Origin of the sequence: Streptomyces rhizoryzae, from assembly GCF_023155275.1 — a bacterium.
Lineage (GTDB): Bacteria > Actinomycetota > Actinomycetes > Streptomycetales > Streptomycetaceae > Streptomyces > Streptomyces rhizoryzae.
This window is the reverse complement of the sequence record NZ_JALMUV010000030.1, coordinates 85,032-102,427: the sequence shown is the minus strand read 5'-3', so window position 1 is coordinate 102,427 and position 17,396 is coordinate 85,032. Positions and strand designations below refer to the sequence as shown.

At 72.7% G+C, this 17,396-nt stretch carries 14 protein-coding genes and 1 pseudogene; 10 read left to right on the top strand and 5 right to left on the bottom strand.

Annotated elements, in window-relative coordinates; translation table 11 throughout:
• The coding region (locus tag MUU72_RS22895) for a Vgb family protein (RefSeq protein ID WP_372503242.1) at positions 1-679 on the bottom strand (679 nt) is incomplete at its 3' end.
• Positions 680-1,235: 556 nt separating this feature from the next.
• Here MUU72_RS22895 and MUU72_RS22890 point away from each other — a divergent pair.
• Complete coding sequence (locus MUU72_RS22890) at positions 1,236-2,225, top strand: magnesium and cobalt transport protein CorA (RefSeq protein WP_248015237.1); 990 nt, start codon at positions 1,236-1,238, stop codon at positions 2,223-2,225.
• 30 nt (positions 2,226-2,255) lie between these two features.
• Here the strand turns inward: MUU72_RS22890 and MUU72_RS22885 are convergent, their stop codons facing one another.
• On the bottom strand, positions 2,256-2,834 hold the full coding sequence (locus tag MUU72_RS22885; protein WP_248015236.1) for a TetR/AcrR family transcriptional regulator: 579 nt from the start codon (positions 2,832-2,834) through the stop codon (positions 2,256-2,258).
• Between the two features lie 142 nt (positions 2,835-2,976).
• Between MUU72_RS22885 and MUU72_RS22880 the strand changes: the two genes are divergently transcribed.
• The 3 genes from MUU72_RS22880 to MUU72_RS22870 all read left to right on the top strand — a co-directional run bounded on the left by MUU72_RS22880 (position 2,977) and on the right by MUU72_RS22870 (position 4,310).
• A complete protein-coding gene (locus MUU72_RS22880; RefSeq protein WP_248015235.1) occupies positions 2,977-3,327 on the top strand; it encodes an antibiotic biosynthesis monooxygenase family protein in 351 nt (116 codons plus the stop codon).
• A 67-nt stretch (positions 3,328-3,394) separates the two neighbouring features.
• A complete protein-coding gene (locus MUU72_RS22875; RefSeq protein ID WP_248015234.1) occupies positions 3,395-3,823 on the top strand; it encodes a DUF4267 domain-containing protein in 429 nt (142 codons plus the stop codon).
• 46 nt (positions 3,824-3,869) lie between these two features.
• Positions 3,870-4,310 (top strand): serine hydrolase, encoded by a 441-nt coding sequence (locus MUU72_RS22870; RefSeq protein WP_248015233.1) that lies wholly within the window; start codon positions 3,870-3,872, stop codon positions 4,308-4,310.
• 178 nt (positions 4,311-4,488) lie between these two features.
• Here MUU72_RS22870 and MUU72_RS22865 read toward each other — a convergent pair whose 3' ends face one another.
• Both MUU72_RS22865 and MUU72_RS22860 read right to left on the bottom strand, forming a co-directional pair.
• On the bottom strand, positions 4,489-4,776 hold the full coding sequence (locus MUU72_RS22865) for a hypothetical protein (protein WP_248015232.1): 288 nt from the start codon (positions 4,774-4,776) through the stop codon (positions 4,489-4,491).
• Positions 4,777-5,098: 322 nt separating this feature from the next.
• Positions 5,099-7,063, bottom strand: a complete 1,965-nt coding sequence (locus tag MUU72_RS22860; RefSeq protein ID WP_248015231.1) for a serine hydrolase domain-containing protein — start codon at positions 7,061-7,063, stop codon at positions 5,099-5,101.
• A gap of 114 nt (positions 7,064-7,177) precedes the next feature.
• Between MUU72_RS22860 and MUU72_RS35400 the strand changes: the two genes are divergently transcribed.
• Positions 7,178-9,022, top strand: a complete 1,845-nt coding sequence (locus tag MUU72_RS35400; protein WP_282504460.1) for a sensor histidine kinase — start codon at positions 7,178-7,180, stop codon at positions 9,020-9,022.
• A gap of 7 nt (positions 9,023-9,029) precedes the next feature.
• On the opposite strand, the gene MUU72_RS22850 is transcribed toward MUU72_RS35400, so the two are convergent.
• The gene (locus tag MUU72_RS22850) at positions 9,030-9,638 is read right to left on the bottom strand and encodes a response regulator transcription factor (RefSeq protein WP_248015230.1); all 609 of its coding nucleotides are present in this window, start codon (positions 9,636-9,638) and stop codon (positions 9,030-9,032) included.
• 387 nt (positions 9,639-10,025) lie between these two features.
• Between MUU72_RS22850 and MUU72_RS22845 the strand changes: the two genes are divergently transcribed.
• The 5 genes and pseudogenes from MUU72_RS22845 (at position 10,026) to MUU72_RS22825 (ending at position 17,386) form a co-directional block, all read left to right on the top strand.
• On the top strand, positions 10,026-13,586 hold the full coding sequence (locus tag MUU72_RS22845) for an nSTAND1 domain-containing NTPase (protein WP_248015229.1): 3,561 nt from the start codon (positions 10,026-10,028) through the stop codon (positions 13,584-13,586).
• 49 nt (positions 13,587-13,635) lie between these two features.
• Positions 13,636-13,968: a CU044_2847 family protein gene (locus MUU72_RS22840; protein WP_248015228.1), complete on the top strand. Its 333-nt coding sequence runs from the start codon at positions 13,636-13,638 to the stop codon at positions 13,966-13,968.
• A 156-nt stretch (positions 13,969-14,124) separates the two neighbouring features.
• A pseudogene (locus MUU72_RS22835) lies at positions 14,125-14,535 on the top strand (FG-GAP repeat domain-containing protein); the annotation flags it as partial.
• A 329-nt stretch (positions 14,536-14,864) separates the two neighbouring features.
• A complete protein-coding gene (locus MUU72_RS22830) occupies positions 14,865-16,307 on the top strand; it encodes a family 2B encapsulin nanocompartment shell protein (RefSeq protein WP_248015227.1) in 1,443 nt (480 codons plus the stop codon).
• A gap of 20 nt (positions 16,308-16,327) precedes the next feature.
• Entirely contained in the window at positions 16,328-17,386 is a 1,059-nt protein-coding gene (locus MUU72_RS22825; protein WP_248015226.1) for a family 2 encapsulin nanocompartment cargo protein terpene cyclase, read from the top strand.
• Positions 17,387-17,396: the final 10 nt, after the last annotated feature.

Sequence of the window (17,396 nt, the reverse complement as noted above, 5' to 3'; positions counted from 1 at the left end):
GGACGGTGGCCAGGACCGTGTTCGTGGCGCTGTCGATCACCGTCACGTTGTTCGAGGTCTGGTTGGCGATGTAGACGTTGCCGTTCGGCGCCACCGCCGCCGCGCCCGGGAAGCCACCGGTGGGGAGGGTGGTGATGACGGTGTTCGTGGCGCTGTTGATCACCGTCGCGGTGCCCGCGTTCCGGTTGGCGACGTAGACGTTGCCGTTCGCCGCCACCGCCACCGCATCCGGGACCGCGCCCACGGGGACGGTGGCCAGGACCGTGTTCGTGGCGCTGTCGATCACCGTCACGTTGTTCGACGTGCTGTTGGCGACGTAGACGTTGCCGTTCGGCGCCACCGCCAGCGCGAACGGGCCCGCGCCGACGGGTACGGTGGCCAGGACGGTGTTCGTGAAGCTGTCGATCACCGTCACGGAGTTCGAGCTCTGGTTGGTGACGTAGACGTTGCCGTTCGCCGCCACCGCGATCATGGCCGGGTTCGAGCCGACAGGGACGGTGGCCAGGACGGTGTTCGTGGTGCTGCTGATCACCGTCACGGTGTTGGAATTGGCGTTGCCGACGTAGACGTTGCCGTTCGGCGCCACTGCCACCGGAATCGGGCTCGTGCCCGCCGGGATCGTCACCGTGGAGAACGCCGCACTGAACGGCGTGGCCACGAGCCCCCGTACGGCGGCCACCTCTGCTCCACCCGCCGGTACGACCGGCCGAACCCCGCGGGCTACCGCCGGAGCCGCCAACCACCATGTACTCGATTCCATGACACACCTCTCTCAGCTGAGAGGGCCGCCCTGGAAATCCCACCGGGGCCAGCGTCGCACGGCGCCGGCGTACGCGAACCGGATCACCGCTTGCACACCGGGACAGAGAAAGGACACACCGCTACGGACCAACGCACCGGCGCACCACAGGGGTTGCCTCTCTCCCGGAGAGATGGGCAACCCGCCGGAAAACGGTCACCACCATTAACCCGAAATAGCCAATACGCCGCCACACCCTTGACCCGACTTCACCCGAACAGACCAACCCACCGCCCCACCCGGGCACGCCGCACGAGAGGACGAACTCCCCCGCAGGTGCGCTACGGCGCGTGTGCCCAGGCCGCTGTCGGCCCGAGGTGGCCGGCAGCCACCCCCTGTGAAGGCACAGTGACGGTCAGGTGCGGACGGGCGGTGAAGGACGCTGCCGTGCGAAAGCATGGGCATGGAATGCGGCGGCGGAAGCATCCGAGAAGGTATGGAGTGTGTGATTTACCAGGAGCGGACGGGCGAAGGCGAGCCGATCGACTGCCGGCAGCAGGACGGGGGTTGCCAGGCCGCCTTGGACCGTCTGGCCGGACTGGAACAGGATGAGTTCGCCTGGATCCGCATGGACCAGCCCCGACAGGAGGAGCTGCACCGGCTCGGCGCGTACCTGAAGCTGCATCCGCTGGCCATCGAGGACGCGGTCCAGGCCCACCAACGACCGAAACAGGAACGCTACGGCGACGTTCTGGCGGTCGCCGTGAAGAGCCTGTGGGTCGTCGAGCAGACCGCGGAGGTGGAGACCGGCGAAGTGATGATCTTCCTCGGCCCGTCCTTCGCGCTGACCGTACGGCACGGCGCGGACGATCCCACGGCCGAGGCTGCGCGCCGGTTCTCGCAGCAGCCGGAGATGGCACGGCTCGGGCCGGTGGGCGTCCTGCACGCGGTGACCGATGTGATCGTCGACGCCTACGCCGAGGCCGCCGCCCAACTACGCGCCGATTTGACGGAGTTGGAGCAGTGCGTGTTCTCGGCCGCCCGCGAGGACCTGACCGAGCGGATCTACTCGCTCAAACGCGAGGTGGTGGAGTTCCGCGACGCCGTCCAGCCGCTCGTCCCGGTGATGCAGCCCTTCACCACGGCGCGGGATGACTGGCCGCAGCAGGTCCTGCCGTACTTCCGTGACGTCACCGACCACCTCACGCGCACGGACACCGAAGTCCGCGCCCTGGACGATTTGCTCGTCTCCGTCCTGGACGCCCATCTGGCGAAGGTGGGCACCTGGCAGAACGACGACATGCGCCGCATCAGCGCATGGGCCGCGATCCTCGCCATCCCCACGATGGTCACCGGGATCTACGGCATGAACTTCACCCACATGCCCGAACTGGACTGGCGCTACGGCTACCCCTGCGCGCTCGCCGTGATGGCACTGGGAGCCGGACTGCTGTACCGGGCCTTCCGCCGCAACGGCTGGCTCTGACGGCGAACCGGCGTGCCGACCCGGCCGCATTCAGGGCGTGGGAGCGGTGAGATAGCGCTGGACCGTGGGACCGAGCCAGTCCACGATCTCCTCGTGGCCGAGCGCCACGCTCGCCGGGAACCGCAGGACGTAGCGGGTCAGCGCGAGGCCCAGCACGGCCGCGGCGCACAGTGCCGCCCGCATCGGAGCCTGTTCCGGCTCGGGGCCCACCCGGCGGGCCAGCGGGATCAACTGCTCGCGGAGCACACTCTGCATGCGGTCGGCGGCGGCCGGATCGGTGGCGCCGACCCGCATCAGTGCGGTGAGCTCCTCGTGCTCCTCCCACAGGGTCAGGAAGTGGCTCACCAGCGTCCGGCCGATCGCCTCGCGCGGTTCGACGGGCAGGTCGGGCAGGTGGGGGTCGATCGCCACGGCAGCTGCGAACAGGCCCGCCTTGCTGTCGTAGTAGCGCATCACCATCGACGGATCGATCTTCGCGTCGCGCGCGATGGCCCGGATGGTCGCCCTCTCGTAGCCGTCCGCCGCGAACCGTTCGCGGGCCGCGGCGAGGATCGCGGCGCGGGTTGCGTCGGAACGCCGTACGGCCTGCTGGTTCTCCGTGCTGCTCATGCCAACGAATGTAGGCCAACGACTGTTGACAGTCCAGGGCCGCACCCCTACGTTTGCCAACGCATGTTGACAACACGTGTTGACCGCGCGTGTCGGCCAGACACCTCCGAGCGGACAACCAAGAGCGAGAGGACGTACCGAAATGGCCAAGCTCCAGAGCCTCGACCCGAACACGCCGATGTTCGCGCAGTTCAAGGAGGTGACCGGGCCCATCGTGCTGGCCAACACCTTCGTCGTACCGGAGGAGAGGTACGCGTCGTTCCTGCCGCTCTTCCGGCGGCAGGCCGAGTTCATGAAGGCGCAGCCCGGTTTCGTCTCCCTGCGGATGCACAAGGGAACGGCGAACAGTCAGCTGCTGATGAACCTCGCGGTCTGGGAGTCGACCGAGGCGCTCGCCACCGCGTTCGGCAGCCCGGAGTTCCGGCGCATGGCAGCCGAGTTCCCCGACGACATCGTGTCGTACCCGCACATCTTCGAGCAGATCGACGTATGACCCGTCATCCCCACCGTGCCGCGCTGCACCCCGCCCGCCCCCGTCCGAACGCCGAAGGAGAAGCACCATGTCGCTGAAGAACGTCAACACCGTCCTGGCTACCGCCTGCGCCCTGTTCGTCCTCTACCTCGGACTGTCCTTCGTCCTGGCGCCGGTGGCGTCCACGCAAGGTGTGGGCCTGCCGAACTGGCCCGCCCGCAACGGCGACGGCTTCCTCATCATGAAGGGCACCCGCGAACTCGCCATGGGCCTGGTCATCGGCGTCCTGCTGGTGACCGGCCACCGCCGCGCCCTGGGCTGGGTCTTGCTGATGGAGGCCGTCGCCCCGTTCGGCGACATGATCAACGTCTTGGCCCACCAGGGCCCCGGCGCCGCCGCGTTCGGCATCCACGGCCTGACCTCGGCGGTGATCGCGGCCATCGGTCTCCTGACCCTCCGCGAGACAGGCAAGGCGCACAAGGCCGACGCCCCGGCTCCCGTCCCGCAGCCCGCCTGACAGCCGCACGCCCCGAGGGAGCCAGACCAAGACCTTCACCGCCGCGGTGGTGCTGCAACTGGTCGACGAGGGCAAGGCCGACCTCGACGCGGCGATTGAGCGGTACCTGCCGGGTGTGGCCGACGGGAACGGTGACGACGGCAACACCATCACCGTCCGCCAACTCCTCCAGCACACCAGCGGCATCCCCACCAACGTCCCCCGGCCGCGGGCGGATCCGGACGGCACCTACAGCCTGGCCGCGCTGGTGCGCGACGGGCTGAGCCACGCCCCGTACGGCCTCGGGCTGGACCGGCTCCCTCTGCCCTGCGGCGGCGTCGCGTTCGGACACCTCGGCGGCGTGCCGGGCTACCTGTCGTTCCCCGCGGCGACCGCGGACGGCCGTCACGTGTCGCTGATGACGAACTCGGAGGCGTCCCTCAACTCCGAGGCCGCGATCGCCAAGGCGTCCACCGCGGCGTCCACCGCCCTCTGCGAGAACCACTGACGGCGGACCCGGCGGAGCCCGAGCGCGGGGCGCCGGCCGGGTCGGAGAGGCAGGCGCCCTGCCTGCCGGGCGCTCCGCAGAAGGTCCCCTCCGCGGAGGGGACCTTCTGCGTCGGCGGACGCGGTCGGTCCGCCGATCACGTGCGGTTCGGCGCGCCTCCTGCGAAGGCGGGCCTGACCTACTCCAGCCAGGTTCCGATGACCCGGTCGCCGAGGTTGCACCACGCGGTGCTCTTCTCGGGCGCCCATACCCAGGGGCCGTAGTGCACGTAGCGGTAGTCACCCAGGGTCTGGCACCTGATCACCTGGCGGTACCGCCCCGAGTCGCACCAGCCGCTGTTCCCGTAGTGGCCCGCGCTGCCGTGCTCCGGCCGGCCCCAGCATGCCTGCGCCGCGGAAGGGCTGGACGCACGGACGGCGGTCACCGGCGACCCGCTGTCCGCTACCGCGCTCGGTGAGAGGGCCATCGCTCCCCCCAAGGCCAGTGCCAGGAAGGCTCCTGTCCTTGCTATACGACCCTTCTTCATACAAATCCCCCATTCACTGATGAGACGGTATTCGTCTCCCTGTGAACGTTATGGCCTGGCTGCTCTCGCGGCCCAGACGTCTTTCCGCCAGGAAACCGATAGGGATGACACATCCGGGCATGGGGTCTGATGTTCTGGGCGCAGCGGCTCACGTGCCCTTCCCTGCGCGTCCACGAAACGGTGGGTGCGGGCTCCCCTTCGCCGCGGCCGGATGCCGCGGCGAAGGGGAGCCCGATGGAGGGAGGTCAGGCGTGGAGGGAGGTCAGGCGGTGAGCCAGGCGAACGGGCCGCCGACCAGGTGGTACTGGAAGAGCATGCCCACCATGGCGACGGCGGCCCCCGCCGTCAGCGTGAACAGGACCCGGCCGGCGACGCCCCACCAGCCGCGGAGCCAGGCCGCGACGGCCCCCGCCAACAGGCCCAGTGTCGCGGGCACGAGCGCCGCGCCCAGCCCCGTCACCACCGACAGCAGCGGTGATCCCAGCGGCACCGTCTCCATCATCGCGTTGCCGTCCGCGACCACGCTCGCCAGCGCCGCGGTGAAACCGGCCGCGAGCAGCCCGGTCGCCGCGGCGGTGGCCCGCGCGGCCCGCGCCGCCCGCGGGTACCGGGGACGGCCCCGGAACCGCCGTACCAGTGCCGTCACCGGGTAGGCCCCCGCGCCGAGCACCAGGCCCGCCGTGCCGAAGCCGAGCAGTGCCATGTGCAGCGAGGGGGACTGCCGCCACGTCAGTCTCTCGTAGGCCGTCGACGGCATCACCGACGAGACCAGCATCCCGCCCTTGTCGAAGGCGATCGTCGCGCCGCCGCCGTCACCGTCGCGTTCCCGGAACAGCCCGCCGCCGAGCGCGGCCCACCGCTGCTCCGGTCGGTCCGGGTCGAGGGAGAGACCGGTGGTGCGCAGCCCGTTCGCGCCGTCCCTTTCCACCGTGACGGCCCCGACCAGGCCCTCGACCGCCATGAGGCCGGTGCGGCTGACCCGGGCCGCCCGGTAGCTGCCGGTGTACGAGGCCACGGCGGAGTCGGCCACGTCGTGCGGGGGGTGGGCGGCGCCGCGGCCGTCCGGGGCCATCGCGTCCACGATCCGGTTGATCAGGTCCTTGCCGTCCCAGTTGGCACGGCCGCCCGTGCCGTCGCCGTTGAAGACGACGAACACCCCGAGGTCACGGCCCGGGAGCAGCAGCACACCGGAGTGGAAGCCGGGGATGTCGCCGTCCTTGTACCAGCCGGTGCGCGCGCCGCGCCGCCACTCCTCGAAGCCGTAGCCGAGGCCGGGCAGGCGCGTGTCCTGCCGGTAGTGCGTGCGCTGCATCAGACGGGCCGCCGCCGAGCCGCCGGTCAGCTGGTCGGCCATCCAGCGGCCCATGTCGGCGGCGGTGGTGACGGCGCCCGGCCCGGACGGGCTCCACGCCCCGTACTGGCCCTTGTCCTCCGTCCAGCCGGCGGCACCGGTGGGGCGGTAGCCGCGGGCGAGGTCCGCCGCGATCCTGGCGGGCTGCGGCTGGGCGAACGTGGAGCGGTCCATGCCCAGCGGCTTGAGGATGTGCGCGTCGACGTAGGCGGGGAAGGGCCGGCCGGAGACGTCGGCGACGAGCTGCCCGGCGAGCGCGTAGCCGTAGTTGTCGTAGGCCACCGTCGTGCCGGGGGCGCGGAGCCGCGGCGGGCGGCGCGTCACCAGGCTCTCGGCGAGCGGTTCGACGTCCTCGGCGGTCGCCTTGTTGCGGCCGACGAGGTCGCTGTCGAATCCCGCGGTGTGCGTCAGGAGGTGGTCCAGGGTGACGGGCCTGCCGGGGTAGGTGTCGGGGACGGTGACCGTGCGGAGGTAGTCGTTGACGTCGGCCCGGGGGTTGACCGTGCCCGTGGCGACGAGCTGGGAGGCGGCCTGGGCGGTGAAGAGTTTGGCGAGCGAGCCGAGGAAGAATCCGGTGCGGCGGGGGTCGACGGGGGTTCGGGTGCGGACGTCGGCGACGCCGTAGCCCTTGGTGAGCACGGTCCGGCCACCGGAGACGACGGTGACGGCCGCGCCGGGGATGCGGTCGTGCCCGAGGTAGCCGGCGACGGCGGTGTCGACACGTGAGGCGAGGTCGGGCAGAGCGGCCGCACGGCCCGGGGCCGCGGCGTGACCGCGGGCGGCGGTGTGGCCGGGCGCGGCGCAGAGGAGCGCGGCAGTGGTGAGCGTCATGGTGGCGGCGATCGTGGCAAGGGCCCGCGTCGGGGTCTTTCGCATGTGTCGACGATCTCGTTCGAGGGTGGTCCGGCGGCAGTGCGAGGCGCATCGGCCGATGTGCATTCCACATGGGTGGGGCGGGTGCGGCGCATACGGGGCGGCTAACGTGACGTCATGATCGGGAGTGGGAAGGTGCTTCGGCGCGGGTGCGGACGCCGGTCCGACGCCGGAGCCGGCGCGGACGCCGACAGCGACGCCGGGGCCGGTCCCCGCCCCGCGGTGGTCTCCGTGATCCTCGTCATCGTTCTCCTCGGGTTCTCCGTGGAACCCGGCGCCCTCCTCCCGCGCCCGGCCGCCGTCCCCATGCTGGTGCTCCAACTCGTCACCTGCCTGCCCCGGACACGGCGCCTGCGCGGCGCCTGGACCCTCGCCGCGCAGATCCTGCTCGCGCCCTGGTCGGGGCTGCCCGGCTTCCTCGCCGCCTCCGTGCTCCTGGTCGTCGAACGGCCCGTCCGCTGGGCCCTGTTCGCGGTCATCGCGCTGACCGCCGGGCCGCTCGCACCGGGCGACGGCGGGATCTACGCCACGCTCAACGGCATCGGCAACGCCGTCGCCCAGGGTTTGATCGTCTACGCGCTGACCAGGCTCACCGACCTCTACGTCGAGCTGCGCGCGACCCGCACCGCACTGGCGGCTGCCCGGGTCGCGGCCGAGCGGGAGCAGGCCGGACGGGACCTGGACGCGGTGCTGGGCGCAGCCTTCGCGGAGATCATCCGGCTGGCCGGGCGCGGCCCCGAGGCGGCGCACGAGCTGGTGTCGGCGGCACGGCGGGCGGCGGGGCGAGTGCGCACCGCGCCGACCGCGCAGTCGCCCGCCGCGCCGGGCACCCCGCCGGGCGCCGTGACGCCCCGGCTGGCCTGGCCCATCGTGGTCGCGACCCACATCGAGTACCTGGTCGTGGGCACGGCCTTCCTGATCGGCAGCGGGGTGGCGGGCGCACGGCTCGCGGCGTACACGGCCGCGTTGGTGGCGGTCGTCGGGCTCCAGGCGTATCACTCCATGCCCCGCCCACCGGGCGTACGCCCCCGCCGCGCGAGGTGGACACTGGGAGCGCAACTCGCGCTCGTGCTGGGCGTGTTGGCCGCACCGGACGGGCCGTACCCCCAAGTCGCGGCGTTCGCGGTGGCCTCCCTGCTGGTCGTCCTGCCGGGACGGCTCGCCTGGCCGGCGGCCGCGGCACTGGTCGCCCTGGTCACGGTGGCGGTGTCGCTACGGGAAGACGGGCCGGACGCACATGGCGCCGCCCTCCTCGTGCTGGACATCGTGGTGATCGCCCTGGTCTTCCACGGCCTGGCCCTCCTGACGGGTCTGGTCCACCAAGTGCGGGAGAACCGCGCGGCGTTGGCCGCACTGGCCGTGGCACAGGAGCGGCGGCGCATCGCCCGGGACGTCCACGACCTCCTGGGTTACGGGCTGTCGGCGATCACGTTGAAGGGCGAGCTGGCGCGCCGCGACCCCGATCCGGGGCGCGCCGCGGCGCACCTGGCCGACGCGGCGGCGCTGGCGGGCCGGGCCCTGGCCGACCTGCGGGCGATCCCGGGGGACGGTGCGGTGCTGACGGTGGCGGCGGAACTGGCCTCGGCCCGGAGGGTGCTGGCGGCGGCCGGCATCGTGCTGCTGGTCCGGGGGGACCAGGGGGCGGTCGGTGGGGCGCCGGAGGCGGTGTGCGCGACGGTCCTGCGGGAGGCCGTGACCAATGTGCTGCGGCACGGGGCGGGGGTGCGGCGGTGCGAGGTGGAGTTCGGTCCGGGGACGCTGCGGGTGGCGAACGACGGCCGGGCGGTGACCGCACCGACGCCGCAGGACGGCCTCGGGGAGAGGGAGTCCGGTGGCAACGGGCTGAGGAACCTGCGGGAGCGGGCGGCTGCGCTCGGAGGGGAGTTGGAGGCGGGACCGGCCGAGGGCGGCCGGGGCTATGTCCTGACACTCCGGGTGGACCACGCTCCCGTCCCGGGGTGACCGGGCGTCACTCCAGCCAGCCCTGCTCGCGGGCGATCCGTACGGCGTCCAGTCGGTTGCGGGCATCGAGCTTGACGACGGCCGCGCCGAGGTAGTTCCGCACGGTGCCCGGGGAGAGGTGCAGTTCGCGGGCGATCTCGTCGAGCTGGGCGCCGGTGGAGGCCAGCCGCAAGGCATCGGTCTCCCGGGGCGTGAGCGGACTCTTCTCGGCGGTGAGCGCCTCGGCGGCCAGTCTCGGGTCGATGACGAGGTCCCCGGCGGCCACGCGGCGAATCGCCTCCGCGAGGTGCTCGGGAAGCGCGTCCTTGAGCAGGAAACCACCGACCCGGGCGGCGAGGGCCGCACGCAGCGCCTCGGGGCGGCCGAAAGCAGTGAGGATCAGCGTCCGGCAGTCAGGGAGGGCGGCCGCCAGGCCACGGGCGGCGGTGAGCCCGTCCATCCCGGGCATCTCGAGATCCAGGACGGCGACGGTGGGGCGGTGGGCCAGCGCAGCGGGGACGACGGCATCCCCCCGCGCCACCTCCGCGACGACCTCCAGGTCAGGCTCCAGCGCCAGCAGGGCGACCAGCGCCCCGCGGATCATGTGCATGTCTTCGGCGAGCAGAATGCGGATCATGGTCCCTCCCGCGAAGATCGTAGCGACCTGTCCCCGGGGACCGCGGGCGCGCGGACGTCCAGCTCGTCATGGACGTCCCCCATGGGTTCAGCGGGAACCGGTGCTCACCGGCGCCGGTGTCGGGTGCGCCCGCGCAGGGGGTGTCCCGGAGGCCCGCCGCGCTCTTCGCCCCGTGGAACGGCGGCACTTCGCCGGTGTCGAGGTCCGGCTCGAACGTCCCCACCCCTCCGTTGCGGCGGCGCAGGAGTTCGCCGACGTACCACACGGCGCCCCGGAGGAAGGCGGTGCGGCGGTCGGTGCGGCATCCGAGGGCTTCTGCCATACCGGCCCGGGAAGGGGGTGCCCCTCGGTACCGTTGGGGCAGAAGTCGGTACACGGGGGTCTGCTGTGCATCTGCCTCTTGAGGCTGGGCTGGTCCGGATCTGGGAGGGTGACGAGCCCGTCGGGGCCGGCTTTCTCGCCGGGCCCCGGCACGTGGTGTCGGCTGCGCACGTGGTCTCCGGGGTTCTCGGGCTGTCCGCCGACGAGGCCCCGCGCGAGGGGGCCTCGGTCAGCCTTGATTTCCCGCTGCTCGCTCCCGGCAGGCGGCAGCTCGCCGAGGTCGTCGCCTGGCGGCCTCCCGGGCCGGAGCAGGGGATGGATGTCGTCGGGCTGCGGTTGCGGGAGCCGCCGCCCGCGGCGGCCCGGCCGCTGGTGCTGAGCCGGCGGCGCGGGGAGTTGGACGGTTCGCTGGTCATGGTGGGTTTCCCCCGCGGCCTGGAGCTGGGCACCTGGGTGCACGGGCGGCTGGGCGGTCCCGTCGCCACGGGCTGGGTGGAGATCGAGAGCGACCCGGCGCGGCAGGCCATGCTGTCCCCCGGCTTCTCCGGCGCCCCGGTGTGGAGCACCGACGCGGACGCCGCCGTGGGCATGGTCGGCTACCGGGTCACCGGTGCCGGGGCGAAGATCGGCTACATGCTCCCGGTGGACATGCTGCTGGCGGCATGGCCCGAGCTGGCCGAGGTGATCGAGCAGCGCGTCCCGTACCGGGCGCTGCGCCCCTTCACCGAGCAGGACGCCGACCTTTACCACGGGCGGGAGGAACTGGCCGGTCAGATCGCCGACCGGGTCCGGTCCGGGGCGCCGCTGATCTGCGTCATCGGCGGTTCGGGCGTCGGGAAGTCCTCGCTGTGGCACGCAGGCGTGGTGCCCCGGCTGCGTGCCACCGACTCCGCGGGCACCGTCCGGCTCCCCCTGGCGCTGCGCCCGTCCGACGCCGCCACCCCGCTGACGGCACTGGCCTTCGCCCTCGATCGGCTGATGCGCCCCGGCCGCACGGCGCCGGCGGCCCGGCTGGAGTCGGTCGCCGCGACCGAGGCCCGGCTGGCCGGCGGACAGCTGCCCGACCTCGTGGCGGCCGTGCTGGAAGAGCACCGCGCGGACCAACTCGTCGTATGCGTGGACCAGTTCGAGGAGGTCTTCGCGGCGCCGGACGCCGACCGCTCCGCATTCGTCCGCGCTCTGCTGCCCTGCCTGGCCCCCGGATCCCGGCTGTGTCTGCTGGTGAACCTGCGCGACACCTTCCTGGGCACCGCGCTGGCCGACCGCGCCATCGCCGAACTCGCCCGGGCGTGGCTGCCGGTCACCGTGGGCGAGATGACCCAGGCCGAACTGCGCCGGGTCATGACCGGGCCCCTGGAACGGGTCGGCACGGTCGCCTTCGCCGACGGGCTGGTCGAACGCATCCTGGACGATCTGGCGCACACCCCGAACCCCCTGCCCCTGCTCGCCTTCGCCCTGGCCGAACTGTGGCAGCGCCGGCGGGCGGGCCTGCTGACCCACGCGGCGTACGAGGAACTGGGCGGCATCTCCGAGGCGCTGGCCCGCTACGCGGACCGGATCTGGGCCGGCATCGACCCGGCGACCCGGGAGGTCGCCGACCGGCTCCTCATCCAGTTGGTCCGGCCCCTGCCCGACGGCGACCTCGCCGTGCGCCGCACCGCGCTGCGCGACGAGTGCGACGAGGACCAGTGGCTGGTCGGGCAGCGCCTGGCCACGTCCCGGCTGCTGGTGATGCACCGGATGGGCGGCGACCCGAGCGGCGCCTCCGGTATCGAGCTGGCGCACGACTCGCTCCTGCTGCACTGGCGGCATCTGCGCGCGCTCGGCGACGAGCACCGGGCGTTCCGCCTCTGGCAGGACACCCTCCGCCAGCGCATGGCGACCTGGTCCGAGCAGGGCCGCCCGGGCAGGCGGGTGCTCGCCGGTGCCGAGCTGAGGGACGCCCGCCGGTGGGTGCGCACCCACCACGCCCATCTCTCGACCGGCGAGCTCGACTACATCGCGGCGGGCCGGGTGCGCCGCTGGCGGGTGAACGGCACCGTCGGCCTCGCCCTGGCCCTCGCGCTGGTGGCGGGGACGCTGACCTACCAGCACCGCAGCGAGCAGGTGGCGCAGTCCCTCGCGGGGACCCTGCGCACCAGGGCCGAGGAGCTGGCCTCCGCCGACTCCTACGGCGCGATGCAGCTGGGCCTGCGCTCCTACCGTACGCATCCGGGCAGCGGCCTGCCGGACGTCTTCGGCGGGTTGGGTCCCGTCGACCGGATAGTGCCGAACCTCGGCGCGGCGACCACGGCCCCCCACGACGCCTCACCGGCACCGCCGCCGACCGCGCAGAAGCCTCTCCCGCTGTCGTACGCCGACCAGATGGCGCTCCAGGACCTGACCCCCCTGGTGGCGGCCGGCGGCCGGACCCTGGTCACCCGCGCCCCGGGCGGCCAGATCGTCCCGTGGCGGGACACCGGGCACGGGCTGGTGGCCGAGCCCCTGGACGGGGTGCTGACGGCGAACGACCTGGCCGACAAAGCCGTGATCGGCCGCGACGGACGGTACCTCGCGTTCCCCGACCAGCTCTTCCCCGACGTGACGGGGAAGCGGGGCGCCCCCGGCTCCTGCCCGGTGCCGGACGCGATGAGCACCGCCACGACGGTCTGCCTGGTCGTCTACGACACGGTCGAACGCCGGGTGGTGTTCGGTACCGCGTTCCCCCCGCTGCCCCGGGTCGGCCGGTTCGTCGCGAGCATCGACCCGAACAACCGGGTACTGGGGATGGTGCTGCCGGACAGCATCATGCCCACGACGGCCGCGGGCCAACGCAACACCCTGTACCTCCTCGACCTGAAGACCGGCAGGCTCCTCCGCAAGGCCGCGCTGCCGTGGCGGAGCGCGGTCTTCGACTTCTGGCTGGGCCCGGACGGCGCGTCCGCGATCCTCAGCGAGACCGAGGCGGACGACTCCTCGGTACGTACCGATGTGACCCTGACCCGGGTGCGGACGGGTCCTGATCGGATCACCCGCACCGCGCTGGCCGACCCGGCCCGGACGCAGAGCTTCGTGACGAGCCCGGACGGCCGGACCGTCGCCGCGGTACTCAAGGGCCGGTCCGGCGCTCCGGCCGAGCTGCGGGCCTGGGACATCGCCACCGGCGCGCGGACGGGGTACGTCCCGCGTCTCGACCCCGCGGAGGCGGACGGGGTGCTCGCCCTCAACTCCACCGGGACCGCCGCCTGGTTCTCCCTCTCCCCCGATGTCGACGCCGTCAACGGCGATGCCGGTCTCGCCGCCAAGGCCGTGAGCGGCGTCTCCATCCGGTCGCTCGCCACGGGAAAGCGGGTCGGCCGCTCCTCGTACCCGCTGCCGTGGTCGACGCTGATACCGCTGGGTGAATCCCCGAACGGGCCGGTCCTGCTCGTCCACGGCACGTCGCTGGGTGTGGTGTCGGCGGCCTCCGGCGGGCGGAGTCCGCTCCAGCGGGTGGCGGACGCGGCCGGGGCCGGCCCGCGCGATCCCCTCGGGAAGCCACCCGGCGCCGACCGCGTGTGCGCGCTCCTGGGGCCCCAGGCCAACGATGCGGCCACCACCGGGAAGTTGGTCCCGGCCGGGGCGTACGACGGGGCCCTGTGCCCCTGACCCGGGAGTACGGACGCAGTCCGCACATCACTCATGGATGAGGTGTCGTATGACGGAACTCGCTCGCTGGACGCTGGAGAACGGCGGAGAGGTGCTGGTGGAGATCGCGGAGGACGGCCCGGAGATCAGCCCGGTCTCCCGCTCCCGGGACGTGGTCCGGTCCGCGGCGACCTCGCTCGGGTCCGCACTGAGCAGTGTGCGGGACGCCTCGGCCACGATCCTCGGCCAGTTCCGCGAGGCGCCCGTGTGCCCGGACAGGATCGAGGTGGAGTTCGGGGTGCGGCTGAGCACCGAAGCCGGTGCCGTCATCGCCAAGTCCAGTCTCGACGGCCACCTGACCGTCAAGATCAGCTGGGAGGGCGGACACGCCACCCAGCCGTGAGTCGCCGGGCACGGGCAGGCCGGAGTGGCCCGCCCGTCTTCCGCGGTCGGCGCGAAACCGCCCCTCGGAGACTCCCTGCCCTGCGAGCACTGCTCAGGCGGCAGCCGCAGGTGACGAGGGTTCCGCCCCGCCGATCAGAACGGTCGCCGGGGCCGGGACCGCGTCGGGTTCGGCCCGCAGGGCGTCGTCCTCGCCCGCGGGCGCGGCGACGGCACGTTCGAGCCCGCGGAGCTCGTCCTGAACGACTTCGGGCGCGCCCAGGGGTGGACGGGCCGCAAGCACCTCCGCATCCTCGCCGACATCACCGGCGACGGCACCCCCGACATCGTCGGCTTCGGCGACGAGGGGGTCTGGGTGGCGCTGCACCGCGGCGGCGGCAGGTTCGAGCAGGCCCAGCTGGTGTGCCGCGGATTCGGGTACCACGACGACGCCGGTGCCTGGCGCGTGGACCGCCACCTCCGCATCCTCGCCGACGTCACCGGCGACGGACGCGTCGACATCGTCGGTTTCGGCGGTCCCGAAGTGTACGTGGCCCGCAACCTCTTCCGCCGCTTCCGGACCCGGTAGCCCTCGGCGCACCCGCAGCCCCACCGCTCGCGCGGGCCGGTCCGGGCCGGCAGCCGTTGCGCGAGCGGTGGGGCTGCGGGAACGTTCAGCACTTCTCGACGTCCTTGTGGAGGGACTGTTCGTATTCCCGGCGCGTGGGGCGGTGGGGGGCGCACGGTTGCGTGATCTTTCGGTGTTTGCCCCGTCCGGAGGTTTGTGGCTTCCACCTGCGAGGCCGCCCCCTTTCACGCCGTTCCGGGGCGGACTCCCACCTGTTTCGCTGGTTCCCGCAGAGGGCCCGTGCACCACCGGACGCCTGCACCACTTCTGTTCACGTCCCGGGAGGGAAAGTGTCCGCACCGGACCACACCACCGATTCCGCCGCCGAAGGGCCGGCTCCCGCACCACCCGCGGAATCCTCGCTCACCAGCCTCGGCACACGGGCCGCGCGCCAGCTGGCGACCACCACCAAGACCGTGCCCCAGATGCAGGCCATCACCTCGCGGTGGCTGCTGAAGGCGCTGCCGTGGGTGGACGTCAAGGGCGGCACCTACCGGGTCAACCGGCGCCTACAGCTCCGGGTCGGCCGCGGCCGCGTCCAGTTCGAGCAGAACGGCGCGGACGACATCAGGGTGATCCCGCACACCCTCACCGAACTGCCGGTGCTGCGCGGGTACGACGACCTCGACGTGCTCCGGGACATCGCCGGCCGCTTCCGGGTCCGGCACGTCCGTGCCGGGCAGGTCCTCTTCGAGGCGGGGCAGCCCGCCACCGAGGCGTACCTCGTCGTGCACGGCCGGTTCGCGCGCTACACGGCCGGCAAGTACGGCGGGGAGGAGGTCACCGGCGTCGTCACCGACGGCGACCAGATGGGGGACGAGGCGCTCGGCCGGCCCGATCCGCGGTGGCAGAGCTCGGTCCGGGCGGAAACGCCCGGCGTCCTCATGGCGCTCCCGTGGGACGTCCTCCAGGAGTTCACCGGTCGGGTGCCGTCCCTGGCCGCGCACCTGGCGGCGTACGCCGAGCGGCAGCGGCTCCCCATGAACCGCAAGGGAGAGGCCGAGCTGCCGGTGCAGGCGGGGCACGCCGGCGAACCGTCGCTGCCCGGCGGCTTCGTCGACTACGACCTCGGCCCGCGCGAGTACGAGCTGTCCCTGACCCAGACCGTGCTCCGGGTGCACAGCCGGGTCGCCGATCTCTACAACGAACCGATGGACCAGACCCAGCAGCAGCTGCGGCTCACCATCGAGGAGATCCGCGAGCGCCAGGAGTGGGAGCTGGTCAACAACCGGGAGTTCGGGCTGCTGCACAACACCGACTACGGCCAGCGCATCAGCACCTACACCGGGCCGCCCACCCCCGACGACATGGACGAACTGCTCTCCATGCGCCGCAAGACCCGGCTGTTCCTGGCCCATCCGAAGGCGATCGCGGCCTTCTTCCGGCAGTGCAACAAGCGCGGCCTGGTGCCGGGCACCGCGAACGTCGACGGGCACGAGGTCCCCGCCTGGCGCGGCGTGCCGATCTTCCCGTGCGGCAAGATCCCGATCAGCGACGTGCACACCAGCAGCATCATCGCGCTGCGGACCGGAGAGGCGGACCAGGGGGTCGTCGGCCTGTACCAGACCGGCATCCCCGAGGAGCACCAGCCCGGCCTCAACGTCCGCTTCATGGGCATCGACGACGCCGCCGTCGTCAAGTACCTCGTCACCGCCTACTACTCACTGGCCATCCTCGTGCCCGACGCCGTCGGCATCCTGGAGAACGTCCAGATCGGCCGGACCGCCGACTGACCGCGTGGAGTACCGACACCATGAGCGCATCACCCCGCACCGCCGCCGGCTCCCCGCTGCCGGGCCCGCCCCCTCCCCCCGGCCGGGCCCGGGGCCGCCGCGGCGGGGCCGTGCCCGGGCTGACGTACCGCCCCGCCGTCCCCGCCGACCCGGAGAAGGCCGCGGAGATCGACCGCAGGCTGGAGTCCTGGGCGCGCCGGCTGGACCTCTTCCCGCCGCAGTGGAGCGGGGACTTCGCCCAGTTCCAGTGCGGTCGGGCCGTCGTCCTCCAGCATCCCGGCGCGGCCGACCTCGAACGCCTCACCACGGCCGGCAAGTTCCTGCTGGCGGAGAACATCGTCGACAGCTGCTACTGCGAGGAGGACGAAGGGCGCGGCGCCGCGCGGCGGGATCTGGGCGGCCGCCTGATCCTGGCCCAGTCCGCCCTCGACCCGTTCCACGGCCCCGCGGGCCCGGAGGAGGAGTGGCGGCGCGGGATGCGGGCCGACGGCCCCCTGCGCGCGTACCACGCGGCGATGAAGGACTACGCGGCACTGGCCACGGCCAGCCAGGTGGTCCGGTTCGTCCACGACATGGCGCGCCTGCACCTGGGCTACCTCGCCGAGGCGTCCTGGGCGGAGACCCGGCACATGCCGCAGGTCTGGGAGTACCTGGTCATGCGGCAGTTCAACAACTTCCGCCCGTGCCTGTCGATCATCGACGCGGTGGACGGCTACGAACTGCCCGAAGCGCTCTACGCCCGGCCGGAGGTCCAGCGGGTCACGGCGCTGGCCTGCAACGCCACGACCCTCGTCAACGACCTGTACTCCTTCACCAAGGAACTGGCCAGCGACCCCGACCACTTGAACCTGCCGCAGGTGGTGGCCGCCAACGACCAGTGCGGTCTGAAGGCCGCCTACCTGAAGAGCGTGGACCTGCACAACGAGGTCATGGCGGCGTTCGAGGCCGAGTCGGCCCTGCTGGCCGCCACCTCCCCGCTCCTCGAACGGTACCTGCGCGGCCTGTCCGACTGGGTCGCCGGCAACCACGAGTGGCACGCCACGAACACCCACCGCTACCACCTGCCCCACTACTGGTAGACCGATCAGC